Source organism: Xanthobacter autotrophicus (assembly GCF_030015065.1).
GTDB lineage: Bacteria > Pseudomonadota > Alphaproteobacteria > Rhizobiales > Xanthobacteraceae > Xanthobacter > Xanthobacter autotrophicus_D.
Genome location: NZ_JAIVFN010000008.1, coordinates 41,861 through 67,687, shown reverse-complemented (window position 1 = coordinate 67,687; position 25,827 = coordinate 41,861). Strand labels below are relative to the sequence as shown.

Below are 25,827 nucleotides of genomic sequence, written 5' to 3'. Positions count from 1 at the left end.
GCGCCTCCAGGGCCACCTTCGCCTTGAACTCAGCTGAATATCGCTTCCTCTTCCCGGTCATCGGGCTCGTCCTTCCGTCAGGCCGAACCAAGCTTAACTCCCTGTCCGATTTTCGGGGACCACCTCACTTCATCACCGAATTGGCGACGGCCGCCGCGGGATAGTCCTTGTTGGCGACGCCGATGATGGAATTGTCGTGCTTGCCGGAGAAGGCGGGCTCGAAGTCCTTGCCGGCCTCCATGCCGAACTGCGACTTCAGGAGCGCGGAGGGCGCCTTGTAGCCGGAGTTCGAGGTCTCCGAGGTAAAGGCCATCTTCTTCCCCTTGATGTCCTCGACCTTGGTGATGCCGGAACCGGGATAGGTGATGATCTCCATCTCGTAGCCATAGGCGCCGTCTTTCGCCGCCATCATGGTGAAGGGCACGAAGCCGGCGCAGGCCACCGCAATGGGATTGGAACCGGTGTTGAAGCCGGCCACATGCAGGCGGCCGGCGCGCATGGCTTCCAGCTGCGCGGCATTGGACTGCACGGGGAAGAACTGCACCTTCTTGCCCGTCACCTTGGCGAGGTGGTCGAGGAATTCGGCCCACACCTTCGCATAGACTGCGGGGTCCTCCACCGGGGTGTAGGCGAAGATGAGGGTGTCGGGGTCGATCTGCTTTGCCGGATCCGACGGGGTGTCGGCCACCATGTCGCCATTGGTGTCGGTGAAGCGCGGGTCGAGCTTGAATTCGGCCCGGGCAAAGGACGGCGCCAGCATGGTCGCCGCGAGCATGGCGGCACAGGTCAGGGAGCGCAGGAGCGACATGGCTTCATCTCCGATTGGATCACATCTTCAGTACGACTGTTGTGTGACGCACCGACTACGATGCGGCCGGCTCAACTGCTCGGCAGGGCACTGCCGGGCCCGGCCTTCTCCACGGCGCCGGCGTGGGTCGGCAGAAGCAGGGTGGTGAGCCAGCAGATGCCGAGCATGACGGCGGAGCCGGCGAGGCAGGTCGTGATGCCCCCCACCTGGTAGAGCAGGCCGCTGAGGAGCGTTCCGGCGAAGCGCCCGGCGGCGTTCGCGGCATAATAGAAGCCGACGTCCTCCGCCGCCTTCTCCGATCCCGCATAGGCGAGGATCAGATAGGAGTGCAGCGAGGAATTCACCGCGAAGGCGGCGCCGAAAATGCCGAGTCCGATGACGACGATGAGGTCCGGCCGCAGGGGCGTCATGGCAAGGAGCGCGATGATGGCGACGGGAACGAGTGCGAGCCCGAGCGCCCACCAGCGCGCCGCCGGAACCTCCTTCGACAATCCGTCCGGGCTGCGGCTCACCACCGCAGGCGCTGCCGCCTGCACGATGCCGTAGCCGATGGTCCAGAGCGCCAGGAAGCCACCTACCATGGGGAAGGTCCAGCCGAGGCCATAGAGGAACACCGGCACGCCCACCACGAACCACACGTCCCGCGCGCCGAACAGCGCCACGCGGGCGGCGGCGAGCAGATTCACCCCCCGGCTCTTGCCGAACAATTCCCTGGCCGAGGAACTGGCCTTGGCCTTGCCCATCATGGGCGGCAAAGAGAGCAGGACGCCGAGCAGCACGATGGCCAGCACGCCCGCCATGAGCCACAGCGACAGGCGGAAGCCGAACGCCTCCAGCAGCACGCCGCCGAGGAAGAAGCCGAAGCCCTTCATGGCGTTCTTGGAGCCGGTGAACCACGCCACCCAGCGGAACAGGCGCCCCTCGGCATTGCCCTTCGCTTCCGCCTCCGTGACCTTGATGGCGGATTTTGAGGCGGTCTTGGTGAGGTCCTTGGCCACCCCGCACACACCCTGTGCCGCCACCACCCAGGCCACCAGGAATGCGGTTTCCCACGAGGGGGACATGGCCGAGAGCAGCAGGAAGCCGGCGATCTGGGTGGTGAGCCCCACCGTCAGCATCCGGGTGATGCCGAAGCGCGCGGCGAGCCATCCGCCGATGAAGTTCGCCCCGATGCCCGCCGCCTCATAGAGCAGGAACAGGAAGGCGAGGGTGAAGGGCGAGTAGCCGAGCTTGAAGAAGGTGAACAGCACCAGCATCCGCAAGGCGCCGTCGGTCAGCGTGAAGCCCCAGTAGGCCGCGGTGACGATGGCGTAATTGCGCAGGCCCGCGGAGGAGGACGGCGCCATCTCACAGCCCCGCCTGTTGAAGATGGCACGCGAGGTCCACCATGCGGCAGGCATAGCCCATCTCGTTATCGTACCAGGCATAGACCTTGAGCAGGGTGCCGTCGGTGACGAGGGTGGACGGCCCGTCCACGATGGCGGACCTTGTGTCGCGGGCATAGTCGGCCGACACCAAAGGGCGCGGCTCGAAGCCGAGGATGCCGTTGAGCGCTCCGTTCGCGGCCTCGGCGAACAGGGCATTCACCTCCTCCGCGGTGGTCTCGCGGTTCAGCTCGAACACGCAGTCGGTGAGCGAGGCGTTGAGCACGGGGGCGCGCACCGCATGGCCGTTCAGCTTGCCCTTGAGTTCGGGATAGATGAGGGCGATGGCGGTCGCGCTTCCCGTGGTGGTGGGCTGGAGCGAGAGCATGGCCGAGCGGGCGCGGCGCAGGTCCTTGTGGGGCGCGTCCACCACCACATTGGTGTTGGTGGGATCGTGGATCGTGGTGATCTGGCCGTGACGGATGCCGATGGCCTCGTGCACCACCTTCACCACGGGGGCGAGGCAGTTGGTGGTGCAGGAGGCTGCGGTGACGATGGGGTGCCGCTCGCGGTCGTAGAGATTTTCATTCACCCCCACCACCACGTTGAGGACGGACGGGTCCTTCACCGGGGCGGCGACGATGACCCGCTTGGCCCCGCGCTTCAGGTGGCCTTCAAGCACCTGCGGCGTGAGGAACTTGCCGGTGGATTCCAGCACCACGTCCACCCCGAGGTCGCCCCAGGGAATGTCTTCCGGCTTGGCATGGGACGAGAACGACATGGCCGTGTCGCCGATGCGCACGCTCGCCTCATCGTGGGAGATGGGCGCGCGCCAGCGGCCCTGCACGCTGTCGAATTCCAGGAGGTGGGCGACGGCTTCGGCACCACCCTTGATCTCGTTGAGATGCACGATGTCCAGCCGGTTGCCGCCGCGGGGGTCGTTGTCCGGGCGTTGCGCCGCCCCCATGGCCGCGCGCAGCGACAGCCGTCCGATGCGGCCGAGGCCGTTGATCCCTACTCTCATGGCACCGTGATTCCCTGTGATCTTCGAAAAGGGGGCGGCCCCGGCGCGATGGCTTCAGGCCCGCGGAGGTCCGGCGGCGGCTTCCGACCTCACGCGGCCTGCCCGGAAAGCGTGAGGTCCGTTGCACCCTCCATCCTCCCGATCTTGCTGATGCGTTCTTTCAGCGAAGCAAGATCGAGCTGCTCGAATGGAAGGTTGACGAAGGCGGAGACGCGCCCGGCGAGCCGACGATAGGTGGAGAGGAGGGCCGCCTTCTGCTCCGCTTCGGTTCCCTTCACCGAGAGCGGATCGGGCAGGCCCCAATGGGCCTGCAGTGGGTGGCCGGGGAAGGCGGGGCAGATTTCGCCCGCCGCGGCGTCGCAGGTGGTGATGACGAAATCCATCTCCGGTGCGTTCGGCCGGGCGAACCCGTCCCAGCTCTTGGATGAGAGGTGCGCCGTGTCGTAGCCGAGCGAGGCGAGCAGATTGAGCGCCATGGGGTGGGGCTTGGACTTCGGCCGGCTGCCGGCTGAATAGGCCCGGAAGCGGCCGCGGCCTTCCCGGTTCAGCAACGCCTCGGCGATCACCGAACGTGCAGAATTGCCGGAGCAGACCAGCAGCACATTGTAGACACGATCATTCGCGGCCGCGGGGCGCACCTGCGGAAAGGCGGATTGCAAGGTGCCGTGCCGCGCGGTGAGCGTGAAGCCCATCTCGCCCATGAGACGGCCGAGAATGGGGGCGGCGGGCACGAGGCTCGCCGCATAGATGATGGAACGCCCATCGCGGCGCGCCGTCACAAGGTTGGCGCGCTCGAGCAACGCGAGATGGGTGGACATGGTGTTGTGCGGAACAGCGAGAAGGCGGGCGATGTCGCCAGCCGGGAGTCCGTAAGGGACATAGCGCAGCAGGAGGCGATAGGTCTCGAAACGCGTGCCCTGCGACAGCGCATCGAAGATCCTGATCGCATCTTCCCCGTTGAGCCTCGTTTCATCCATCTTACACCACCCTCCAAAACTGCCTCGCAGATCACCGGCATCCCACGGTGATCTCAGACGCCACCCTTAAAGGTCTTTGCCCAATAGTCCTTCACCTGCTGGACCAGCGCCGGCGGCAAGGGAACATAGCCGAGCTCCGATGCATATTTCTCACCCTCGCCGAGGGCGAAGCGCCAGAACTCGAAGGCCGCGCGGCTGTTGGCCGGGACCCTGGGCTCCTTGTACATGATGGCGAAGGTGGTGGCGGCGATGGGATAGGCATCCTCGGCGGCGGAATCGTTGATGATCACGAAGAAATCCTTCGCCGCGGTCCAGTCGAAGCTCGAGGCCGCGGCCTGGAACGACGCCGCGCTCGGGGCGATGAACCGGCCCGCCCGGTTCTGCACCAGGCCATAGGCGAGCTTGGCCTGCACCACGTAGGTGTATTCCACGTAACCGATGGCGTTCTTGACCCGCTTGACCTCGGTCGCAACGCCCTCGTTGCCCCGTGCGCCCGTTCCCACCGGCCAGGCGACCGCGCTGCCCTCGCCGACCTGCTGCTTCCATTCCGGGCTCGCCTTGGCGAGGTAGGACACCCAGTTGAAGGTGGTCCCCGATCCGTCGGAACGGTGCACCACCACGATCTTGGCGTCGGGCAGCTTGATGTCGGGATTGAGGGCCCTGATGGCGGGGTCGGACCAGGTCGCGACCTTGCCAAGATAGATGTCGGCGAGAAGCGCGCCGGTGAAGCGCAACTGGCCGGGGCCGACGCCCTCCACATTGAACACCGGCACGACGCCGCCGAACACGATGGGGAACTGGCCGAGGCCGTATTTCTCCAGATCTTCCGGCTTCAGCGGCTTGTCGGTTGCGCCGAAATCCACCACGCCGTCCTTGATGCGGTTGACGCCGGCCGACGAGCCGACCGACTGGTATCCCACGAGGGTGCCCGTGCGCTCGCGGAAGCCTTCAGCCCACTTCCAGATGATGGGATAGGCAAAGGTGGAGCCCGCGCCCCGCACCTCGGCCGCATGCGCGGCGGGCGAGAGCGTGGTCAGGGCCGCAAGTGCAACTGCGGCAGTCAAGGCAAGAATGCGGTTCACGGCTGGCCTCCCCCTGTCGCCCTTCGATATGGGGCGCGATTCTGATCATCGCCGCCATAAGCTAAAATGTCGATAGGCGTGGACAGATCGCTATATGCGTCACATGACATTGGTATGACGCGCGCCTTCCAGAGCATTCCGATGCGGCAAGTATTGTTATCGTTATGTCGATACCTATCGAATTAAAATAGCGTAAATGCCCTCCCTCGATCGGGATGGGTCGCTGCTAAATTGGATTAACTATGGAATATCTGGGCCGGTTGCGAAGAGTAAATGGTCGCGAGTGTCTCTGATATATTGGATTAATGCCTTGCAAAAGGGATTATAGATTTCATGTGCACCCATATTGTGGCGCGACATGGCCGAGATATATGTCATATATACATGAGCAAAATCGGCAATTAATTGCATTAAAACCTTTTATAGATGACAATTAGATTCAAATATACGATTTTGTCATAAAGTTGTTGTCTAAATTGCTTAGAGGCCGTATGGCCAGGCGAGCGTCGAGAGCCCTGGCGACATTGTCCAGGGAGACGGCAACCTCATGAAGATCATCACTCTCGCGGGCGCGATCGCGCTGCTCGCTACCGGCGCAGCCTTCAACGGCGCCGCCGCCCAGGCTCTGGTCAAGGCCGACGGCTCGTCCACGGTGTTTCCCGTGACCGAGGCCATGGCCGAGGAGTTCCAGAAGCAGAACAAAGACATCAAGGTGACCGTCGGCATCGGCGGCACGGGTGGCGGCTTCAAGAAGTTCTGCCGCGGTGAGACCGACATCTCCAACGCCTCGCGACCCATCACCGCGAGCGAGCAGAAGGCCTGCAAGGAAGCCGGCATCGAATATATCGAGCTGCCCGTGGCGCTCGACGCGCTCACCGTCGTCATCCATCCGTCCAACACCTGGGCGAGCGAAATGACCGTCGCGGACCTGAAGAAGATCTGGGAGCCCGAGGCCCAGGGCAAGATCACCAATTGGAAGCAGGTGCGCGACAGCTTCCCTGATCGTCCTCTGGTGCTCTACGGCGCGGGCGTCGATTCCGGCACGTATGACTATTTCACCGCCGCCATCGTCGGCAAGGAACACTCGAGCCGCGGCGACTTCACCGCCTCCGAGGACGACAACGTGCTCGTGCAGGGCGTCGCCGGCGACCAGAACGCCCTCGGCTTCTTCGGCCTCGTCTATTACGAGGAGAACCACGGCAAGCTGAAGGCCGTGAAGATCAAGCTCAACGATGCCGCCTCCGCCGTGGAGCCCTCTGTGGAGAACGCCCGCACCGGCAAGTACCAGCCCCTGTCCCGCCCCATCTTCATCTATGTGAACAAGAAGTCGGCGGACACCCGCCCCGAGGTGGCGAAGTTCGTGGAGTTCTACCAGAACCCCAAGAACGCGGTCGAGCTGGTCAAGGAAGTGGGCTACGTGCCGCTTCCCGAGGCGGCCCTGAAGGCGTTCCAGGAGCGCTTCAGGAAGCGTGAGATCGGCACCGGCTTCACCGGCTCCAAGGTCGGCGTGTCGGTCGAGGATCTCCTGAAGGAAAAGCTCGTCTACTGAGGTCTGATCCAGAGGGAGGCGCTCCGGCGCCTCCCTCCATCTAGGTGAGGGTTGGTCGTGGTCGCAGCGGCATCTCCAGTCTCAAGAACGGGCCAGCGGGGCCTGACGGTCTCTCCCACCTTCCTGGCGCGCCGCCGGGTGGTGGACCGCACCATGCGGGTCGTCCTCTTTCTCAGCGCCGCGCTCTCGGTTCTTGTGACGGGGAGCATCGTCTACGTTCTCTTGTCCGAAAGCGTGAAATTCTTCACCCAGGTGTCGATCATCGACTTCCTGACCGACACGCAATGGACGCCGGTGTTCCAGGACAAGCACTTCGGCATCATGACTCTGGTGTCCGGCACCTTGATGAGTTCGCTCATTGCGCTTGTCGTGGCCATCCCGGCGGGGACCGTGCTCGCCATCTACCTGTCGGAATTCGCCCGGCCGCAGGTGCGTGAGGCCATCAAGCCGTTCCTTGAGTTGATCGCCGGCGTGCCCACCGTGGCCTTCGGCTATTTCGCGCTCCTGTTCCTCACGCCCATCTTCCAGATCTTCATTCCGGGGCTCGCCAGCTTCAACCTGCTCGTGCCCGGCATCGTCATGGGCATCATGATCCTGCCCTACATCGTTTCCGTAAGCGAGGACGCCATGCGCGCCGTTCCCGCGGAGCTGAGGGAGGGCGCCTACGCGCTCGGCTTCACGCGGCTCCAGACGGCGACGCGGGTGGTGATCCCCGGTGCCTTCTCCGGGGTAACGGCGGCCTACATCCTCGGCATGTCGCGGGCGGTGGGCGAGACCATGGTGGTGGCCATCGCCGCCGGCCAGCAGGCCAAGCTCGCCCTCAACCCGCTGGAGGGCGCCGCCACCATCACCGCTTACATCGTCCAGATCAGCCTCGGCGACGTGCCGCACGGCTCCATCGCCTATCTCACCATTTTCGCCGCGGGCATGACGCTGTTCCTCATGACCTTTGTCTTCAACATCCTCGCCTTCTGGCTGCGCCAGAAGTACCGCGAAGTCTATTGAGGGGATGGCCGTGAAGCCGCTCGCCGCTCAACCCTCCCGCCGCTTCTCGGACGCCGAGATCGTCACCCGGGCGCATCGCTCGGACCGCAATTTCGCGCTCCTCGGTCTGGGCGTCCTCATCCTCACCATGATCGTGCTGCTGTCGCTCATCATCGACTTCATGGTGGATGGGCTCGGGCGCATTGATCTTGATTTCCTGACCAGCTTCCCCTCCCGGCGCGCGGCGGATGCGGGCATCCTGTCCGCCTGGGTCGGCACCGCACTGGTGATGATCGTCACGACCGTGCTCGCGGTGCCGCTCGGCGTCGCCGCAGGCCTCTATCTCGAGGAATATGCGCCGCGGAACTGGATTACCCATCTCATCGAGATCAACGTCACCAATCTCGCCGGCGTGCCCTCCATCATTTACGGCCTGCTGGCCCTCGGCCTGTTCGTGCAGAGCTTCGCCATGGGTCAGACCATCCTCGTGGCGGGCATGACGCTGGCGCTGCTCATCCTGCCCATCATCATCGTCGCCACACGCGAGGCGGTACGCTCCATCCCGCTCGAAGTCCGCGAGGGCGCCTATGCGCTCGGCGCCGACAAGTGGCAGACGATGAGCGGCTACATCCTGCCGACGGCGCGCCCCGGCATCCTCACGGGCGCCATCGTCGGCATGTCGCGGGCCATCGGCGAAACCGCGCCCATCATCACCATCGGCGCCCTCACCTTCATCGCCTTCCTGCCGCCGCCGCCGGTTCAGGAGACCTTTCCGTTCATCAATTTCGACTGGCTCAACTCGCCGTTCACGGTGATGCCGATCCAGATGTTCAACTGGGTTTCACGTCCCCAGGCGGCATTCCACGTGAACGCGGCGGCAACCGGCCTCATCCTGCTCGCCATGACGCTGCTGATGAACGCCGTCGCCATCTGGCTGCGCTACAAGATCCGCCGGAGCATGCGCTGATGCTGCAGCCCGGCCATTCGGAGAATGAGATGACCGCCGTGACACCCGCATTGGACGCCGTGGCTGGCAAGGAGCCCGCACCCCTGCGCGCCGCCGTTCGCAAGCTCGATTTCTTCTACGGCGACAACCAGGCGCTCAAGGCGGTTGAGCTTCCCATCGTCGAGGGCAAGGTCACCGCCCTCATCGGCCCGTCGGGCTGCGGCAAGTCCACGCTCCTGCGCTGCTTCAACCGCATGCACGATCTCTATCCGGGCAACCGGTACGAGGGCGAGATCATCCTCTATCCGGAGGGGGTCAACATCGTCGCGGCGGAGGTGGACCCCATGCTTGCGCGCCTGCGCATCGGCATGGTGTTCCAGAAGCCCAATCCGTTTCCGAAATCGGTCTATGAGAATGTGGCGGCGGGCCTCTACATCCGTGGCATCCGCAACCGATCGGAGGTGGCGGGGCGGGTGGAAGCCGCGCTGCGCCAGGCGGCCCTTTGGGACGAGGTGAAGGATCGCCTTCAGGAATCCGCCTATGGATTGTCCGGGGGCCAGCAGCAGCGCCTGTGCATCGCCCGCACGCTCGCCCCCGACCCGGAGCTGATCCTGTTCGACGAGCCCACCTCCGCCCTCGACCCTATCGCCACGGCGAAGATCGAGGAACTGATGGACGAATTGCGCGGCGCCTACACCATCATGATCGTCACCCACAACATGCAGCAGGCGGCGCGCATCTCCGATTTCACCGCCTTCATGCATCTCGGCCACATGGTGGAGTACGACGTGACCAGCCGCATCTTCACCAACCCGACCGAGGAGCGCACTCAGGCCTACGTCACCGGCCGGTACGGCTGAGGCGTTCCAGGGGGTTCGGCCCCGGGCGGCGCGATGGCGCCGCCCGGGGCCTTCCGCCGTCAGGCCGGATATTCCTTCGACTTGAAGGTCAGGTGCCGCACGCCTTCGGGAGCGTCGGCGATCTTGCGGATGTTGCCCCACGTCTGCTTGTAGTTGGGGATCACATATTCGTTCACCCCCGCCGACACCACGTTGCCCTGCACCCCGGTCGGGAAGCCGAACAGCATGAAGGTCTCCTTCCGCTTCGCCGTGGGGGTGGGATAGGCCATGGCCTGGGTGGAGCCGTTCTCGTTGTAGACCTCCACCAGATCCCCGCTCTTCAACCCGAGCTCGCCCATGTCCTGCGGGTTCATCTCGATGAAGGGGTAGGGCCAGCGGTCCATCACCAGCTCGTTCTCCACATCGAGATAGGCGCTCTGCCAGACCAGGTTCGCCCGCCCGTTGTTGATGAGGAAGGCGAACTTGTCCTTCTCCGCCTGCTTGCCCGGCGCCTGGAGCCCGCGCCATCTGGTTTCTGCGAACACCGCCTTGCCGTCCGGCTTGTTGAACTTGCCGTCGGCGAACAGGCGCTTGGTGCCCACGATCTTGCCGTCCGTGTATGCCGTTGCCGGCTCCTGGAAACCGTTCGTGCCCATCGCCCGCAAGCGGTCATAGGTGACGAATCCCCCGCCCTTCTCGTTCTTGGCGTAGCCGTCCATGAAGGCGTCTTCCTCGGTCTTCCAGTCGAAGCCCTTGAACTTGTCGGCGGCCTCCGCCTTGCCCGCGGCGCGCAGCACCCGCTCCATGTGGTTGGCAATGCGCGCGGCGATGAGGCAGTCGGGCATGGCCTGGCCCGGCGGGTCCATGTAGCGTTCGGTGAGGCGCATGCGCCGCTCGCCGTTCATGGAGGTGAGGTTCATCTCGCCGGAGGTGGCGGCGGGCAGCATCACATGGGCGGCCTCGCCGATATGGGTCGGCACGATGTCCACGTCGACGCTGAACAGCCCGCCTTTGCGGATGGCACCCATGATTGCTGCCACCATCGCGTCGCGGTCGCCGTAGGGAACGCTGGCCATGGCGTCCTTCACGAGGTCGGTGCGCATCTTGTAGGCGCGCTTGAAGGCCATGGCGTTGAGCGTGGTCTTGTAGTGGTCGCAGCCCCAGATGTGGTGCACGCCGCCCTTGCCCTCGATGAGCAGCTTGTCCACATAGGCGGCCGGCCGGCCGACGAACGCGTCGGACGGGCGGCAATAGCCTTCCTGGTGGCCACCCATGCGCACGCAGCCGCCGCCCGGCCGGCCCACATTGCCGGTGGCGAGGGCGAGATTCACCAGCGCCTGGTTGGTGCGGTAGTTGTCGTTGCCCCAGATGAGCCCCTTCTCGTAGGCGAACATGGTGCGCCGGCGTGCGCCGCCGGCTTTCGGCTCGGCGATCCAGGTGACGGCCTTGACGATGTCCGCCTCGCTGAGGCCGGTGGCACGGGCCGCGTCCGCCACACTCACCGTGTTGGCGGCGAGCGCCTTGTCGAAATCCTTCGTGGACGCTGCGATGAAGGCCTTGTCGATCCAGCCTTTCTCCGCCGCGTAGGTGAGCCAGGCGTTGAACAGGATCAGGTCGGTTCCGGAGTTCAGCGCCAGATGGAGCACGTTCTCCTTGCCCGCCTCCACCTCGCAGGCATTCACCGTGACGGTGCGGCGCGGATCGACGATGACGATGCGCGCCTTGGCCACGGGCTCGTTGCCGAACTCCGTCTTCTTCTTGTCGAGGGAGGTTCCGCGCAGGTTCGGTACCCAGTGGTTCAGGAAATAGTTGGTCTGGGTTTCCATCGCGTTCGTGCCCACCGCCACGAGGGTGTCGGCGAGCTCGGCGTCCTCGTAGCAATTGTTGAGCTCGCCCACCCCCATGTCGCGGGAGCCGTGGACTTCCGAATTGTAGGCCGGGCGATTGTGGATGCGGATGTTCTTCACCTTCATGGCGCCGAAATAGAGCTTTCCGGTGCCCCAGGTGTTCTCGTATCCGCCACCTGAGCCGCCGTGATCGAAGGCGGACACGAACAGGCCATCCTCGCCCTGTTCGGCGATCACCGCTGCGGTCACCCGGGCGACGAGGTCGAGGGCGTCGTCCCAGCTCGTGGGCTGGAGCTGCCCGTAGCGCCAGACCTGGGGGTCGGTGAGGCGCTGGAGCTGGGTGTTGCGCTGGCGCGAATAGCTCATCTCGGCGATCCGCGCGCCGCGCACGGAGCCGAGGCCCGAATTCACCACGCAGGCCTTGTCGGGCTTGATGACGATGTGCACGTCCCGCCCGTTCTGCTTGACGATGTTGTACATGGACGGCGCATACCACGCCGCCGTCTCCGCCGGCTGTTGCCTGGAGAGATCAACGCTGAAGGCGTTCTCGCCCGGCGCCGTGCCGCCCTCGTACCGGGCGTCCCAGCTATAGGCCTTGTAGCCGCAGCCGACGATGCAATAGTGGCAGACCACGTTGTGGACCGTGGCGTTGGCGGGAATGATGGGCAGCTGGCCGATCTGGCGCTTGTAAGCCATGGCGTCCTCCCTCAGAGCACGTTGGAGAGGCGGCCGTAGATGAGCTCATCCACGCCTTCGGCATAGATGTCGCCCTTCGCGTCCACGCGCAGCGCGTATTGCGGCAGGTTCTGCGTCGCCTGCCCCCAGATCTGCTGGCCGCCCTTCTCGCAGTCGAAGCGCGAATAGTGACCGGGGCAGTTCAGCGTCTTGTCGCCGGTGCTGTAGGTCAGGAGAAAGCCCTTGTGCGGGCAGAGGGTGGTGAAGCCGACGATGTCGCCGTCGGGTCCCGCGCCTCCGGGAACGCGCGTACCGAGCTTCAGGAGGACACCGGGCGCGTTGACGTCGGGATAGGCCACATTGTGCGGCTCGTTGACCGTCAGGTCCTTGAGGTTGGCGAGGCGGCTCGCCGGATACTTCACAAGCGCGAGCGCGGGCGCAGCCTTGGCCTGCGCCGGCAGGACGGTGGCGGCGGCGGCGCCCGCTGTCGCAAGGCCGGCGCCGGTCAGGAAGCTGCGGCGGCCGGCATCGACGAGGCTTGGACATCTTTTCATGAAAGCTCCTCCCAGAGCGTCTTGGTCCTTTCAGACGCGAGACGTCCTGCAGAAGCCGCGCCATGCGAAGCTGAGCAGAAAAATCAATGATTTAAGGGGCGAGCTGAGGCGAGCACGTCCGCCATCCCGAACATGCTGCGGCGCCGTCTGTCCGGAAGTCCGAACGCGCTGTCAGCCGTCGCTGCCGAGGCCGAGGCGACGCATCTTCTCCCACAGAGTGGTGCGCCCCACGCCGAGGAGGCGGGCGGCAGCGGAAAGCTCGCCTCCAGTCGCGGCCAGCGCCCGGAGGATGTGGCGCTTTTCCGCCTCCTGGCGCGCGGACTCCAGCGAGCCGATCCGCACACCTGTGCCTGCACCTTTGTCCACGAGCTCGGGAAAAAGATCCCCGGGCATCAGCCAGGGACCCAAGGCGAGAGCGACCGCCCGCTCCATCCGGTTGCGCAGTTCCCGCACATTTCCGGGCCAGGGATGCTGCAGCGCCGCCTCCTCAGCGAGGGCACTGATCCCTTTCAGGCTGGTCTCGGTGCCCGCACTGTACTCGGTGAAGAACCGCTCCATGAGCCAGGGGATGTCCTCCGGGCGCTCCCGCAGAGAGGGCAGGCGAATGCTGACCGCGTTGATACGGTAAAGAAGATCCTCGCGGAATTGTCGACCGACGACGCGCAGTGCCAGATCGGCGTTGGTTGCCGTCACGATGCGCCCACCGAAGGCGATCTCGCGCTCGCCGCCGACCCTCTGGAACGTCTTGCTCTCGATCAGCCGCAGGAGTTTTGCCTGCAACTCCGGACGCAATTCCCCGATCTCGTCGAGAAACAGCGTGCCGTCGCCGGCGCGCTCCACATAGCCGAGATGGCGCTGCGCGGCACCGGTGAACGCGCCTCGCTCATGGCCGAACAACTCGCTTTCCATGAGGTCGGCGGGAATGGCGGCGCAATTGACCGCGATAAACGGCGCGGTCGCGTGCCGTGATTGCGCATGGATGAAGCGGGCGGCCACGTCCTTACCTGTCCCTGTCTCCCCCGTGATAAGCAGATTGGAGGACAGGCGCGCCACCCTGCACAACAGCGCCTCCACCTGCCGGATAGCGGGTGAGACGCCCAGGGTGCCGCCTTCCGTGGTTCCATGCGGCATCAGCAAATCGGTGAGCCGCGCCAGGAAGTCCTCCATCTCGAAGGGCTTGGTGACGTAGTCCGCCGCGCCGGACCGCATCAGGCGCACCGCCTGGTCGATGTCGCCATGGCCGGTCACGAACAGGAAAGGCGGCGTCCGGGGCACGTGCGCCGCTTCCCGGAACACGGCCTCCCCATCGAGATCCGGAAGGCGGATGTCGCATACGATAGCCTCGAAACGGAACTTTCGAATCTCGGCCACCGCCTCGCGACCGGTCCGCCACCAATGCACCGTCATGCCTTCCAAGCCGAGCCGCTGGGCGAGGCTCTCGCCCATGATCGGATCGTCCTCTACCAGGCCTATGACGGGAGGCTCATGCGACATGGGCCAGCTCCACTGGGGCGATGAGAGGGAAGAGAAGACGGATCCGCGTTCCTCCCGTTTCAGGCCGCTCGACCTCGGCCGAGGCGCCGAGGTCGTCCAGGATGCGCCGGGTGGTCCACAAGCCGAGGCCGCCGCCCCAGGATAAGCCACCCGTTTCCCCGCCGACTGCAAGAAGGCGCGCCGCAGGCTCCGGAAGGCCGCTGCCGTGGTCCGACACGACCACGTGCAAAGCGGTCGGCTCGAGCAATGCGTCCACCGCCACTTCGCTTCCCGGTGGGGCGGCGGAGACCGCATTCAGCAGCAGGTTCAGCACGGCCTGGCGCACCGGGGTGCTGGGCAGAGGAAGCAACACGTCGACGGGACCGGAGAACCTCAGATCGACACCCTTCCGGCGCGCCGCGGGGGCAACCAGCAGCTGCAGGTCCTCGAAATCGGCCATGGCGAGGGGCCGCGGCGCTTGCTCCGGCCGATACAAAGCGAGGGTGGTGCGCACCACGTCGCGGATGCCGACGAGGCCGCGCTCCAGAAGGCCGAGGGACGATTTTCGGACCGCCGCATGGTGTCCATGGGTCTTCAGCGTCGCCAGCGCGTTGAAGAGGCCCCCCAGCGGATTGTTGATCTCGTGGGCGAGCGCCGAGGTAAGCCGCCCGAGGCTGCCGAGCCGATGCTCGTCCGCCAGCTGCCGGGCCAGGTCCTCCCGCTCGTACATGGACCGGACCAGCGCATTGTAGGCCAGGAACAGGCGGGCGAATTCCGCGCCGTTGCGCGCGACCGCCTCGGGGGGCACCAGCGTCGCCCGCCCTTCGCTCGCGTCGCCCAGATAACGCGATAGCGTGCGCACGGGCGCCATCATGCGGGCGACGAGCAGCCAGCCGGCCACGGCGAGCAGGAGCGTCACCATTCCGTTCGTGGCCACGAGCGCAAGGACGACGTCGCGCCGCTCCAAGGCGAGATGGCTGGTGTCGAAGGTGGCGTGAATGATCCCGACGATGCGTCCAGGATAGGAGAGCACGTGCGTCGCAGTGGCGAATTGGGCGCCCGTCTCGAAGCTGAAATCCCGGCCGGCCCCGAGCGGAGCAAGATCAGACGGAAGACGCACCCCGACGGGGAAACGGCGGGGATCGGACGCCGCGATGACGAGGCCCTCCGCATCGGTGATCACGGCGCTCAACGGATGAAGGTTCTTGTTGAGATCCTGTGCCCGCATGATGGCGTCATAGACTTCCCAGACATCGTCTCGCAGGATCGCGGGCGCGACCGCAGAGGAGAGGCTATCCAGATAGGTCTGCGCCAAAGCGCGCAACTGGCGCTCTTGCGTCTCCCCCAGCCGGCTCAGCACGCGCTCCGAGAGTGCAAGCCCCACCAGCACCATGAGCGCCGCAACCGCCAGGGGTACCTTGAGGGTGACAGGCCACTGGCGGGGGTCGAGGCGCGCGATCATGGGCGTCACCCGGCGCCCGCGACGAGCGCCGCCTTTGCGGCGATAGGGTCGAAGAGGCTGGTCTCCTGCGGCACGAACCCATCGAGTCGCAGCATGGCGAGCACCGCCCGGCCGTCCTCGTCCCCGTTCATGCGCGAAAACGCCTCAGTCAGCGCGGCGAGCGCTTGCGGGTCGGCCGGATGGCGCGGGGCTGCGATGGGCGGGAAGCCAAGCCATTCGGACCGGCGCAGGATGGCGACCTGCGATGTCAGTTCCGGCTCGATCTCCCGCATCACCGCCAGGACGTAGCCGTCCACGGAGCCGGATCGGGCAAGGCCGGAGGCCACGGCACGGATCACGTTGCGATGGCCGTAGGTGAAGAAGGTGCGGGCGAAGAAGGACGGCGGCTTCAGGCCGTGCTCCGCGAGAAGCGCGCGGGTGACGAGGAAGCCGGAATTGGAATCTGGATCCGAGAAGGCGTGGATGTCGCCCTTGAGATCCTGGAAGTCCCGTGCATTACGGTCCCGGTCGACGATGAGGCAGGACTGATAGAGCGGCTGCCCGCGCCACAGTGGAACCGCGACCAGCTGGAGCGCGTCGCGATGGGCCACGAACGGATAGCCGCAGATCCATGCGGCATCGAGCTGGCCCGATACGAGCAGCGCGGTGATCTCCTGGTAGGTCCGCCGGCTGACGAGCTCGACCGGGAAACCGGTGGCCCGCCGCAGGTAGCTCTGAAGCCGGCCGAGCAGTTCGAGATCGGAGGTCAGGAAGACTGGGGTCAGACCGAAGCGGATGGTACCGGCCGAGGCGCGCGCGAACAGGGGCACGAGCGTCGCGCCGACCATCGAAGCAGCGGCTGCAAGGACCGCCCTGCGGTCCATGCGCGAACCGGTGCCCATGCGCTAGGGCCTCCCGCTTTGTAATTCTTCTTAAATCGAAGAATAGCGCCGATGCCGGGGAACGCAAACGCGCATCAGTGTTGGCGTGAGCAACGACGACATGGGGCCGCGCGCTCCGTCAGGAGGCCTGTTCTTCTGCCCGGAACCCACCGGCGGCGCGATGGCCGTCTTCAAGAAGCCCGCGCGCGATTACGGCCGAAGCCGGCAGCCCGCGCGGGCGTTGGACATGTCTTTCAGGTCAGGACCTCAATGGCGAGCGCGATGCCCTGGCCGCCGCCGATGCAGAGGGTAACGATGCCACGCTTGAGGCCGTCGCGCCGCATCGAATGGATGAGCCGCGTGGTCAGGATCGCCCCGCTCGCGCCGATGGGATGGCCATGGGCGATCGCCCCACCTTCAACATTGACGATCTCTTCGGCAAGGCCGAGCTCGCGGGTGACGGCGAGGGCGATCGCCGCGAAGGCCTCGTTGATTTCCACCCGCTCGACGTCCGCGATGGTCCAGCCCGCACGCCCCAGCGCCTGGCGTACCGCCGGCACCGGACCGATGCCGAACATGCCCGGCTCCACCGCGCCGACGCCGAAGGCGACGAGCCGCGCCAGCGGCTCGAGGCCGTTCGCCGCGGCGAAATCGCGGTCGGCAAGGATCATCGCCGCGGCGCCGGTATTGAGCCCGGGCGCGTTTCCGGCGGTGATGGTACCGTCCTTGCGGAAGGCCGGCTTCAGCTTGGTGAGGGATTCGATCGTGGTGTCCGGCCGATTGTGCTCGTCGCGGGCGAACATCTCCGGACCCTTGCGGCCCTTGATCTCGACGCCGACGATCTCGGCATCGAATTTTCCGGCGGCCTGCGCCTGGGAAAAGCGCTGTTGCGAGCGCGTCGCCCAACGGTCCTGATCCTCGCGGGAGACGCCATACTTCGTCACGAGGTCTTCGGTGTGCCAACCGGAATGCTCGCCCGAGAAGGCGTCGTTCAGGCCATCACGCAGCATGGAATCATAGATCTGCGCATCGCCCATGCGATAGCCCCAGCGCCCGCCGCTCATGAGATAGGGCGCGGCATCCATGTTCTCCATGCCGCCGGCAATCGCCGCATCGGCGAAGCCCAGCCAGATCTCCTGGGCGACCGAGGCAACGGCCTGGGCGCCGGAGCCGCAGACCCGGTTCACGGTCATGGCCGGCACCTCGACCGGCACGCCGCCATGAAAGGCGGCCTGGCGGGCAGGGTTCATCTTGTTGCCGGCCTGGACCACGTTGCCCATGATCAGGCTCGACAGCTTGGCCGGATCGAGGCCCGAGCGACGGAGCGTCTCGCGCACGACAATCGCCCCCAGCTCGGTCGCGGGGACCGCCTTCAGAGTGCCATTGTAGGTGCCGATCGCCGTGCGCACCGGCGCGCAGATGACCGCGTCTCGTTTCGTCATGGCTTGGCCTTTCATGGATGACGACTGACGGCATGGGCACTGGGGTGGCCAGCGCCGTGATGACGCTCAACTCTTCCTTCGGATGGTCCCCTCCAATGGGGTCGCTTGCGCCACGGTGTTCGAAATCGTGCCATACTTGCGGACGTTGGTGTGGAGCAAAGCCAGGCGCTGCTCCGTCTCGTCGGTGTCGATGATCAATTCGTAATCCACCGAGACGATCTTCGGCGGCGCGTCCTGCCGAACGGCATGGAGCGCGACGTCCACCCCGCGCAACTCGAAATTCAGCATCGGGGTCACCCGCTCGATGCCCTTGATCATGCATGCGGCGATGGCGGCGAGAAACAGTTCCGCCGGGTTGAACGCATCGGCGCGCCCGCCAATGTCGGTGTCGAGGGGGATCTCGGCCTTTTTCGTCCGGGCGAAGCCGGACGATGTCGCACGCTGGCTCGCGGCTTGAGCGCCGCCATGCCCTCCAAGCTGCGCGCGTTGAAGTTCAGCATCGGCGATACGCGCTCAATACACTTGATCGTGTAGGCGGCGAAAATGAAGGCCCCCCGGGGGTAGGTATTCGGCGCTAGCATGATGCACGGCATCTTTATGGCTGACCCGGTGGCGCTGAAAGCGAGACGTGCGATGCAGGGGAGGCGACGATAATCCGTTGCTTGGCACGACGCGTCTCGTCTGGCGGCCCCGAATGTTTTCAGCCGTCCACGAGGCGGCGGAGCCGGACGGTATCGCACACGATCTGATTGGGTTTCGGCTCGGAAATGAAGCCGTGGCGCTTCAGTTCCGCCATGGTGCGGCTGGCGGTCTCGGTGGTGAGCCCAAGCACCGCACCGAGATCCTCCCGGCTGAACAGCGCGCAACGCCCACCGTCTTCGGGCTCGGACAGCCAAAGCAGCAGACGCACGACCCGATCACGGGAGGAGCCGGTGGAGAATTCGGTGATCCAGCGGTCGGCGCTGGACAGGGCACGGTGCCAGCGGGCCATCAACTCGTGATAGAGGCCGCTGCTGGCACGGGAGAGGTCGCGCACCACGTCCACCGGCAGCCGGCACAGTTCGGTGTCATGCAGGGCCGTGGCCGTGTGGGGATAGGCATCCTCGATCAATGCTTCCAGGCCGAACAGGTCGGTCTGGTGCAGCAGACGCACGATGCGCTGGGTTCCGTCCGGCAGATACTGGGTGAGCTTCACCAAACCGCTACGGACGGTGAATAGGGTTTTGGCCTCGTCGCCGGTGCCGTAGATCTGCGCGCCCGCGGGGTAGACGATCTGGTCAATGGGCCGGTGCAGCGCGTCGAAATCGGTCTCCTTGAGACCGGCGAAGAGCACGGCGTTCCGGATCGTGCAGTTCTTGCAGTCCGCGACGCCAGTCCAGGCTTCCGACAGGGCGACGTGCTTCATGCAGATTCTCCGCCCAGCCGGTCGGCCTCCGGCTCGACAACCGCCACGTGCCGCATCATCTCGGCCGGCGGACCGCGGGCGACGATGCGCCCAGCCTCCATGAGAATGATCTCGTCCATGGCTTCAAGCCGCACCATGCGGTGGGTGACGAGGAGCAGGGCGCGGGCCCGTGTCGCCTCCAGCACGGCATCGAGCACGCGCCGCTCGGTATCGGCGTCGAGCCCCTCGGTGGGCTCATCGAGAAGGACCATGGGCGCCTCCTTCAGCAGCGTGCGGGCAAGGCCCAGGCGGCGGGCCTCCCCGCCCGAGATTTTCGCCCCGTGGGCGCCGATGAAGGTCTCAAGCCCGTCGGGCTGGGCCTTGATGAAGGACAGGATGCCGGCGCGGGCGCAGGCCGCCTCGATTTCAGCGGGCGAGGCCTGCGGCGCCGCGATCAGCAGGTTCTCGCGAATGGTGGCGGAGAACAGGTGGTCCTGCTGGGCCAGCACGCTCATGCGTTGGCGCAGGGCGTCCGCCTCATACGCCTCCACCGGCGCCCCGCCGTAGGCGAGCGCGCCCGGCTCCGCCGCGCGGAAGCGCAGCGCCAGGGCAATCAGGCTCGACTTGCCCGAGCCGCTCGGCCCGATGATGGCGATGCGCCGCCCCGGCGCGAGGGTGAGGTCGACATGCTCCACCGCCGGCGCCGCCGCACCGGGATAGGTGAACCCCGCATGGGCGAAGACGAGGGCGCCTTCGGCCGGCACGGGCTTCGGCGCCGCCGGATCTGGCACCGGAGCCGGCCGGTCCACCAGCGCGAAGATGCGGCGGGCGGAGGCAAGCGTTCCCGGCAGGGTCTGGAATGCCAGCGGCAACGGCGCCACGGCATCGAACAGGGCCAGCACCAGCAGGGCCAGCATGGGCAGGTCGGCGCCGGGCAGGCTGCCGTCGAGCACGCGCGGGGCGCCGATCGCCAGCACCAGAAGCAGCGTCGTCTGCGCGGCAAGGCCGACGCCCGCGCCGGCAAATCCGGCAATGCCGGCGAGCCGGCTCTCGTCGGCGATGAGGCCGTCGCTGGCGGCATCCAGCGCGGCGCGATGGCGCCGGCCCGGATCATAGATGTCGAGTTCGGCCCGGCCGTCCAGATGATCCACCAGCAGCACGTTCAGGTCCGCCGAGCGGGCGGTGACCCGCCGCGACGCCGCCGCGCCGAGCCGGTGCACCAGCAGCGGCAGGCCGAGCCCGCCGAGCAGCGCCGTGCCCAGCAGGACGAGGGCCATGGCACCGTCATAGGCGGCCACCACGAAGAGGCCGGCGGCCAGCACCAGCACCGCGGCCAGAGCCGGCGAGAGAATGCGCAGGAAGGCGAATTCCAGCCGGTCGATATCGCCCTTGAGGTGGGTCAGCAGGTCGCCGCTGCGCTGATCCTCCAGCGCCGCCGGGGCGAGCGGCGTAAGGCGCACGAAGAACCATGGGCGCAGGTTCGCCACGAATTTCAGCGTCGCCTCGTGGCCGACCAGCCGCTCCGCGTAGCGCCCCACCGTGCGAACGAGGGCGAAGGCGCGGATATAGGCGGCCGGCGTAAAGTAATTCATGCTCGCGCCGGCCGCGCCCGCCAGCGCCATGGCGGTGATGAACCAGCCGGAGGTCGCCATCAGCGCCACATGCGCAAGGGTGGCGAGGGCGGAGAGCAGGACGGCGAGGGCCATCCAGCCCGCCTGCGGCCGCATGAGGGCGAGGAGGCGCAGGGCGTCCTTCACTGGGCGGCCTCCGGGGTTGCGGCAGGGCCGGGGCGCAGCAGGCCGGCATAGAGCCCGCCGCGGGCGAGCAGCGTGGCGTGGTCGCCCTCCTCCGCGATCCGCCCCTCGTTCAGAACCACGATGCGGTCCGCCCCTTGGATGCCGGCGAGGCGATGGGCGGCGACAAGGCCGGTCCGGCCCGGCAGCAGCCGGGCGAGCGCCTCCTGCACCCTGGCCTCGCTCTGCCCGTCGAGATGGGCGGTGGGCTCGTCGAGCACGATCATGGGCGCATCACGGTAGAAGGCGCGGGCCACCGCGAGGCGATGGGCCTCGCCGCCCGAAAGCCCGGCCCCGCCTTCCCCGACCCGTCCGGCAAGGCCGCCGGGAACCGCCGCGACCACGTCCGTGAGCCCGGCATCGGCGATGGCGCGCTCCAGCCGCGCGCGGTCGGGAGCGTCCTCGCCGGGGGCGATGTTGGCGGCCAGCGTGCCGGCGAACAGGCGCGGGTGCTGCGGCACGTAGCCGATGCGCCGCCGCCAGGCGGCAAGGTCCAGCTCCGCGAGCGGCACGCCGTTCACCAGGACCCGGCCCGTGGTGGGTTTCACGAAGCCGAGCAGCAGGTTCAAAAGCGATGTCTTGCCCGCCCCCGAGGGACCCACCAGCGCCACCGTCTGTCCCGGCGCGATGGTGAAGCTCACCCCGGCGAGGGCCCGCCGCCCGTCGGCGAAGACGAGGTGAACGTCCTCGAACCGGATCTCGATGGCGCCGGGCGAGGGGAGGGGGGTCGCGCCGCCGGTCTCCGCGAGCTGCGGCAGGTCCTCCAGCGCCAGCATGCGCTCGGCGGCGCCGAGGGCTTCCATGCGCGCGTGGTAGGCGGTGCCCATGGCCCGGAGCGGGGCATAGAATTCCGGCGCCAGCAGCAGGATGAAGAGGCCCTCGAAGAAGCCCATGCCACCCCACAGGAGGCGGAAGCCGATGAGGATCGCCACCAGCGCGATGGAGACGGTGGCGAAGAATTCCAGCACCAGGGACGACAGGAAGGCGACGCGCAGCACCGCCATGGTGTCGCGGCGATAGCCGTCGGCCACCTCCGCCACCTGCCGCGCCATGCGGTCGGCGGCATTGAAGGCCTTGAGCGTCGCCAGCCCCTGCACCGCGTCGAGCAGATGGCCGGACATGCGAATGAGCCGGCGCCATTGCTTCTGGTTGAGCGCCTCGGCTCCCTTGCCGATGAGAATCATGAACACCGGGATGAGCGGGGCGGTGACGAGGAAGATCAGCGCCGACATCCAGTCGAGGGGGAACGCCACCATCACGATGGCGAGGGGCAGCACCACGGCCAGCACCGAGGCGGGGATATAGCGTGCATAATAAGGTTCCACCGCCCGCACGCCTTCGGCCAGCGCCGCGACCAGCTCTCCGGTCCGCGCCTCGGCAAGGCCGGCGGGGCCGATGGTCTCCACCTTGTCGATCAGTTCGGCCCGCAGCGCCCGCATCACCTTGGCGGCGGCGGAAAAGCCAAAGCGCTCGGTGGACCAGACCGAACCGAAGCGCAGGGCGATGGCGGCGACCAGCCCGGCCATCTCCGCCGGGAAGGCGCCAATGGGCAGGTTGTGGAACAGGACCCCGTTCAGGACCCGCGCCACCAGGAAGGCCTGCGCGATGACGAGAAGGCCCGTCACCACCGAACAGGTCATGGTGAGGCGCAGATCACCCTTCGCCGAACTCCTGAAGCGGGAAAGGAAGCCCGACAGGCGCTTGCGGTCGGCTTTCTCATCGGGCGCACGTTCAGTGGTGATGCTGACACCTCCCGGTGATCATGGCGGCGTCACGGATTCGAGCGAGTTCCGTCGCGCTCGTCGAACTCGTTCTGGAATTCGAACCACATGACATTGATAACGCCCATGGCCAATGCGGCCGCGACGCCCAGGACCCATGCGAAATACCACATGTTTCCGTCTCCTTCACTGCGATGAAAAGCCCGATTCCGGGATAGGGGTGATGTGCCTGCCGCTCCCGCGGGCGGAAGAGCGTGATGGGCTGGGTGGCGCCCCTTACCCTTCAGTAGGCCTGATGCTGGCGGGTCTCGATGTCGGCCACCGTCACCTTTCCCCACATGGTGCGATAGCACCATAGGGTGTAGAGCAGCACGATCGGCAGGAAGATCACCACCGCGCCCAGCATGACCTTCAGGGTCAGGGCGCTCGATGCGGCGTCCCAAAGGGTGAGGCTCGAGGTGAGGTCCGTGCTGGAAGGCATGATGAAGGGGAACATGGAGAGCCCCGCCGTGCCGATGATGCCCGTGAGAGTCATGGCGCTCGTCACGTAGGCGAAGCCGGGACGGTTCATGCGCGACAGCGCCCATGTCAGCAGCGGGGCGGCAAGCCCGATGGCCGGCGCAAGCATGGCGATCGGCATGTTGCGATAGATGGCGAACCAGGCGCCGGCTTCGCGCGCCACTTCCTTCGCCAACGGATTCGGCAGCGCAGTGAGCGGGGGCTGGGAGACGATGCGATAGCCGTCGATTGCGAGATAGACCCACACGCCGCCCAAGGCGAACAGCACGGCGAGGGTGGGCGCCAGCCAGGAGATGACCCCCTTCGCCCGTGCGGCGATGGTGTCTTCAGTGCGCAACTGCAGCCACACGGCACCGTGCACCGTCAGCATCGCCACGCTGACGACCCCCGCCAGCAGCGCGAACGGATTGAGCAGCCCGAACAGCGCCCAGATGAAGGTTGAGCCGTAATGCGGCTTGAGGAAGCTGTCGAGGTGGAACGGCACGCCCTGAAGGATGTTGCCGAACGCCACCCCGAAGATGAGCGCGGGCACCAGCCCGCCCACGAACAGGCCCCAGTCCCAGGCGCTGCGCCAGCGCGGATCGGCGATCTTGCTGCGATAGTCGAAGCCGACCGGCCGGAAGAACAGGGCGATGAGCACCACCAGCATGGCGAGGTAGAAGCCGGAGAAGGCTGCGGCATAGACCGCAGGCCAGGCAGCGAAAATCGCGCCGCCGGCGGTGATCAGCCACACCTGGTTGCCGTCCCAGTGGGGCCCGACGGTGTTGATGATCACGCGGCGCTCGGCATCGGACTTGCCGAGGAAGGGGAGCAGGACGCCCACCCCCATGTCCATGCCGTCGGCAATGGCGAAGCCGATGAGGAGAGTTCCCACCAGAACCCACCAGACGAGGCGCAGGGTTTCATAATCGAGCATGGCTCGGTCCTTTCAGGGGCGGCGTTTCACTCGGCGGGTTGCTGCGCCGGCGCGGCCGGCTGCTCATGGTGATAGCGGCCGGTGTGCAGCGCGCTCGGTCCCTGCCGGGCGAAGCGGAACATCAGGAAGATCTCGATCACCAGCAGGATCGAATAGAAGATCAGATAGCCGGCAATGGAAGCGATCAGGTCGGTGACGGTGAGCGCCGAGGTGGCGAGGAAGGTCGGCAGGACCTCGCCGATGGCCCACGGCTGGCGGCCGAATTCCGCCACGAACCACCCCGTCTCCGCAGCGATCCAGGGCAGCGGGATGGAATAGACCAGAGCCCTGAGCAGCCAGCGCTTCCTTTCAAGTGTGCCCTTGGCCAGGAAGTAGAAGGACAGCAGGAAATAGCCCAGCAACAGGAAGCCGAGGCCCACCATGATGCGGAAGCTCCAGAACAGGTAGCGCACCTGCGGAATCGAATCCCGGGCCGCCTGGATCACCTGGGCATCGCTGGCCTTCGTGGGATCCTCCATATAGCGCTTCAGGAGCAGGCCGTAGCCGAGGTCGCGCTTGTGCTGCTCGAAGAGGGTCCGCGTCTCCTCCGACTTGTCGCCGCTACGCAGGGCTTCGAGCTTGCCATAGGCGATCATGCCCGAGCGGATGCGCGTCTCGTGGTCCTTGACGAGGTCGTCGAGGCCGCGCACCTCCTTGTCGAGCGAGCGGGTGGCGATGAGACCCATCAGGCCGGGAATGCGGATGGCGTAGTCGGTTTCCATGTGCTCGTCGTCGGGCAGACCGAAGATGGTGAACGGCGCCGGGGCCGCGTGGGTCTCCCATTCCGCCTCGATGGCGGCGAGCTTCACCTTTTGCACGTCGCCGAGCTCATAGCCGCTCTCGTCGCCGAGCACGATGACGGCCAGCGCCGCGGCGACGCCGAAGCCGGCGGCCACCGCGAACGAGCGCTTGGCGAAGGCGAGGTCGCGCCCCTTCAGGATGTACCAGGCGGAAATGCCGATCACGAACATGGACGCGGTGACGTAGCCCGCAGCCACCGTATGGATGAACTTCACCTGCGCCACCGGATTGAACACCACGGCGGCGAAGTCGGTCATCTCCATGCGCATCGTCTCGGCGGAGAATTCGGCGCCCACCGGGTTCTGCATCCAGGCATTGGCGACCAGGATCCACAAGGCCGACAGGTTGGTGCCCACGGCAGTGAGGAACACCACCGCAAGATAGGCCTGCTTGCTCATGCGGTCGCGGCCCAGCAGCAGCAGGCCGACGAAGGTGGATTCCAGGAAGAAGGCCATCAGTCCTTCGATGGCCAGCGGCGCGCCGAAGACATCTCCCACGTAATGGGAGTAATAGGCCCAGTTTGTGCCGAACTGGAACTCCATGGTGAGGCCGGTTGTAACGCCAAGAGCAAAATTGATCGCGAACAACTTGGTCCAGAACCGCGACATATCGCGGTATATTTCCTTCCCCGTCATGACGTAGACCGACTCCATGATGAACAGGAGCCAGATCAGGCCGAGCGTCAGCGGGACAAAAATGAAGTGATACATGGCAACCGCAGCAAATTGCCACCGCGACAGCTCAACGAATGTCGGATCGATCATTGAA

At 66.2% G+C, this 25,827-nt stretch carries 21 protein-coding genes and 1 pseudogene; 4 read left to right on the top strand and 18 right to left on the bottom strand.

Annotation, left to right across the window (positions count from 1 at the left end; all coding sequences use genetic code 11):
- Positions 1 to 130 precede the first annotated feature (130 nt).
- From phnD to pstS, 5 genes and pseudogenes are all read right to left on the bottom strand, one after another.
- Positions 131 to 775: pseudogene (gene phnD / locus K9U40_RS03660) on the bottom strand (phosphate/phosphite/phosphonate ABC transporter substrate-binding protein); the annotation flags it as partial.
- A 104-nt stretch (positions 776 to 879) separates the two neighbouring features.
- Positions 880 to 2,154, bottom strand: a complete 1,275-nt coding sequence (arsJ, locus tag K9U40_RS03655; RefSeq protein ID WP_282888857.1) for an organoarsenical effux MFS transporter ArsJ — start codon at positions 2,152 to 2,154, stop codon at positions 880 to 882.
- Position 2,155: 1 nt separating this feature from the next.
- Entirely contained in the window at positions 2,156 to 3,196 is a 1,041-nt protein-coding gene (locus K9U40_RS03650) for an ArsJ-associated glyceraldehyde-3-phosphate dehydrogenase (RefSeq protein ID WP_282888856.1), read from the bottom strand.
- An 89-nt stretch (positions 3,197 to 3,285) separates the two neighbouring features.
- Positions 3,286 to 4,173 (bottom strand): helix-turn-helix domain-containing protein, encoded by an 888-nt coding sequence (locus tag K9U40_RS03645; protein ID WP_282888855.1) that lies wholly within the window; start codon positions 4,171 to 4,173, stop codon positions 3,286 to 3,288.
- A gap of 53 nt (positions 4,174 to 4,226) precedes the next feature.
- Positions 4,227 to 5,255: a phosphate ABC transporter substrate-binding protein PstS gene (gene pstS / locus K9U40_RS03640; protein ID WP_282888854.1), complete on the bottom strand. Its 1,029-nt coding sequence runs from the start codon at positions 5,253 to 5,255 to the stop codon at positions 4,227 to 4,229.
- A gap of 547 nt (positions 5,256 to 5,802) precedes the next feature.
- On the opposite strand from pstS, the gene K9U40_RS03635 reads away from it, so the two are divergent.
- The 4 genes from K9U40_RS03635 to pstB all read left to right on the top strand — a co-directional run bounded on the left by K9U40_RS03635 (position 5,803) and on the right by pstB (position 9,594).
- Positions 5,803 to 6,804: a PstS family phosphate ABC transporter substrate-binding protein gene (locus K9U40_RS03635; protein ID WP_282888853.1), complete on the top strand. Its 1,002-nt coding sequence runs from the start codon at positions 5,803 to 5,805 to the stop codon at positions 6,802 to 6,804.
- 153 nt (positions 6,805 to 6,957) lie between these two features.
- The gene (gene pstC / locus K9U40_RS03630) at positions 6,958 to 7,809 is read left to right on the top strand and encodes a phosphate ABC transporter permease subunit PstC (RefSeq protein ID WP_282888852.1); all 852 of its coding nucleotides are present in this window, start codon (positions 6,958 to 6,960) and stop codon (positions 7,807 to 7,809) included.
- 10 nt (positions 7,810 to 7,819) lie between these two features.
- Complete coding sequence (gene pstA / locus K9U40_RS03625; RefSeq protein ID WP_282888851.1) at positions 7,820 to 8,755, top strand: phosphate ABC transporter permease PstA; 936 nt, start codon at positions 7,820 to 7,822, stop codon at positions 8,753 to 8,755.
- Positions 8,756 to 8,784: 29 nt separating this feature from the next.
- Positions 8,785 to 9,594: a phosphate ABC transporter ATP-binding protein PstB gene (pstB, locus tag K9U40_RS03620; protein ID WP_282888850.1), complete on the top strand. Its 810-nt coding sequence runs from the start codon at positions 8,785 to 8,787 to the stop codon at positions 9,592 to 9,594.
- Between the two features lie 59 nt (positions 9,595 to 9,653).
- Here the strand turns inward: pstB and K9U40_RS03615 are convergent, their stop codons facing one another.
- From K9U40_RS03615 to K9U40_RS03555, 13 genes are all read right to left on the bottom strand, one after another.
- Entirely contained in the window at positions 9,654 to 12,116 is a 2,463-nt protein-coding gene (locus K9U40_RS03615) for an arsenate reductase (azurin) large subunit (protein WP_282888849.1), read from the bottom strand.
- A gap of 11 nt (positions 12,117 to 12,127) precedes the next feature.
- Positions 12,128 to 12,649: an arsenate reductase (azurin) small subunit gene (locus tag K9U40_RS03610; protein ID WP_282888848.1), complete on the bottom strand. Its 522-nt coding sequence runs from the start codon at positions 12,647 to 12,649 to the stop codon at positions 12,128 to 12,130.
- A gap of 171 nt (positions 12,650 to 12,820) precedes the next feature.
- Positions 12,821 to 14,143, bottom strand: coding sequence for a sigma-54-dependent transcriptional regulator (locus K9U40_RS03605; protein WP_282888847.1), 1,323 nt, complete (start codon positions 14,141 to 14,143; stop codon positions 12,821 to 12,823).
- Entirely contained in the window at positions 14,133 to 15,584 is a 1,452-nt protein-coding gene (locus K9U40_RS03600; protein ID WP_282888846.1) for an ATP-binding protein, read from the bottom strand. The genes K9U40_RS03605 and K9U40_RS03600 overlap by 11 nt, the downstream gene beginning before the upstream one ends.
- Positions 15,585 to 15,589: 5 nt before the next feature.
- Positions 15,590 to 16,465, bottom strand: a complete 876-nt coding sequence (locus K9U40_RS03595; RefSeq protein WP_282888845.1) for a PhnD/SsuA/transferrin family substrate-binding protein — start codon at positions 16,463 to 16,465, stop codon at positions 15,590 to 15,592.
- A gap of 233 nt (positions 16,466 to 16,698) precedes the next feature.
- On the bottom strand, positions 16,699 to 17,886 hold the full coding sequence (locus K9U40_RS03590; RefSeq protein WP_282888844.1) for a thiolase family protein: 1,188 nt from the start codon (positions 17,884 to 17,886) through the stop codon (positions 16,699 to 16,701).
- Positions 17,887 to 17,952: 66 nt separating this feature from the next.
- A complete protein-coding gene (locus K9U40_RS24770; RefSeq protein ID WP_414114941.1) occupies positions 17,953 to 18,204 on the bottom strand; it encodes a hypothetical protein in 252 nt (83 codons plus the stop codon).
- A gap of 382 nt (positions 18,205 to 18,586) precedes the next feature.
- Positions 18,587 to 19,291 carry a Crp/Fnr family transcriptional regulator gene (locus K9U40_RS03580; RefSeq protein WP_282888843.1) on the bottom strand — a complete coding sequence of 235 codons (705 nt, stop codon included), beginning with the start codon at positions 19,289 to 19,291 and terminating at the stop codon, positions 18,587 to 18,589.
- Positions 19,288 to 21,027, bottom strand: a complete 1,740-nt coding sequence (gene cydC, locus K9U40_RS03575) for a thiol reductant ABC exporter subunit CydC (protein ID WP_282888842.1) — start codon at positions 21,025 to 21,027, stop codon at positions 19,288 to 19,290. Before cydC ends, K9U40_RS03580 begins: the two co-directional genes overlap by 4 nt.
- Positions 21,024 to 22,760: a thiol reductant ABC exporter subunit CydD gene (cydD, locus tag K9U40_RS03570; RefSeq protein ID WP_282888860.1), complete on the bottom strand. Its 1,737-nt coding sequence runs from the start codon at positions 22,758 to 22,760 to the stop codon at positions 21,024 to 21,026. Before cydD ends, cydC begins: the two co-directional genes overlap by 4 nt.
- A 74-nt stretch (positions 22,761 to 22,834) precedes the next feature.
- Positions 22,835 to 22,957, bottom strand: coding sequence for a cytochrome bd-I oxidase subunit CydX (gene cydX, locus K9U40_RS03565; protein ID WP_282888841.1), 123 nt, complete (start codon positions 22,955 to 22,957; stop codon positions 22,835 to 22,837).
- Positions 22,958 to 23,067: 110 nt separating this feature from the next.
- Positions 23,068 to 24,219, bottom strand: coding sequence for a cytochrome d ubiquinol oxidase subunit II (cydB, locus tag K9U40_RS03560; protein WP_282888840.1), 1,152 nt, complete (start codon positions 24,217 to 24,219; stop codon positions 23,068 to 23,070).
- A 26-nt stretch (positions 24,220 to 24,245) separates the two neighbouring features.
- The gene (locus K9U40_RS03555; protein ID WP_282888839.1) at positions 24,246 to 25,823 is read right to left on the bottom strand and encodes a cytochrome ubiquinol oxidase subunit I; all 1,578 of its coding nucleotides are present in this window, start codon (positions 25,821 to 25,823) and stop codon (positions 24,246 to 24,248) included.
- Between the last annotated feature and the right edge of the window lie 4 nt (positions 25,824 to 25,827).

Excerpts from the sequence above, each read along its gene's own strand:
- arsJ (WP_282888857.1), bottom strand. The coding sequence starts at position 2,154 with ATGGCGCCGTCCTCCTCCGCGGGCCTGCGCAATTACGCCATCGTCACC.
- K9U40_RS03650 (WP_282888856.1), bottom strand. The coding sequence starts at position 3,196 with ATGAGAGTAGGGATCAACGGCCTCGGCCGCATCGGACGGCTGTCGCTG.
- K9U40_RS03645 (WP_282888855.1), bottom strand. The coding sequence starts at position 4,173 with ATGGATGAAACGAGGCTCAACGGGGAAGATGCGATCAGGATCTTCGAT.
- K9U40_RS03635 (WP_282888853.1), top strand. The coding sequence starts at position 5,803 with ATGAAGATCATCACTCTCGCGGGCGCGATCGCGCTGCTCGCTACCGGC.
- pstC (WP_282888852.1), top strand. The coding sequence starts at position 6,958 with ATGCGGGTCGTCCTCTTTCTCAGCGCCGCGCTCTCGGTTCTTGTGACG.
- pstB (WP_282888850.1), top strand. The coding sequence starts at position 8,785 with ATGACCGCCGTGACACCCGCATTGGACGCCGTGGCTGGCAAGGAGCCC.
- K9U40_RS03615 (WP_282888849.1), bottom strand. The coding sequence starts at position 12,116 with ATGGCTTACAAGCGCCAGATCGGCCAGCTGCCCATCATTCCCGCCAAC.
- K9U40_RS03610 (WP_282888848.1), bottom strand. The coding sequence starts at position 12,649 with ATGAAAAGATGTCCAAGCCTCGTCGATGCCGGCCGCCGCAGCTTCCTG.
- K9U40_RS03605 (WP_282888847.1), bottom strand. The coding sequence starts at position 14,143 with ATGTCGCATGAGCCTCCCGTCATAGGCCTGGTAGAGGACGATCCGATC.
- K9U40_RS03600 (WP_282888846.1), bottom strand. The coding sequence starts at position 15,584 with ATGATCGCGCGCCTCGACCCCCGCCAGTGGCCTGTCACCCTCAAGGTA.
- K9U40_RS03595 (WP_282888845.1), bottom strand. The coding sequence starts at position 16,465 with ATGGGCACCGGTTCGCGCATGGACCGCAGGGCGGTCCTTGCAGCCGCT.
- K9U40_RS03590 (WP_282888844.1), bottom strand. The coding sequence starts at position 17,886 with ATGACGAAACGAGACGCGGTCATCTGCGCGCCGGTGCGCACGGCGATC.
- K9U40_RS24770 (WP_414114941.1), bottom strand. The coding sequence starts at position 18,204 with ATGATCAAGGGCATCGAGCGGGTGACCCCGATGCTGAATTTCGAGTTG.
- K9U40_RS03580 (WP_282888843.1), bottom strand. The coding sequence starts at position 19,291 with ATGAAGCACGTCGCCCTGTCGGAAGCCTGGACTGGCGTCGCGGACTGC.
- cydX (WP_282888841.1), bottom strand. The coding sequence starts at position 22,957 with ATGTGGTATTTCGCATGGGTCCTGGGCGTCGCGGCCGCATTGGCCATG.
- cydB (WP_282888840.1), bottom strand. The coding sequence starts at position 24,219 with ATGCTCGATTATGAAACCCTGCGCCTCGTCTGGTGGGTTCTGGTGGGA.
- K9U40_RS03555 (WP_282888839.1), bottom strand. The coding sequence starts at position 25,823 with ATGATCGATCCGACATTCGTTGAGCTGTCGCGGTGGCAATTTGCTGCG.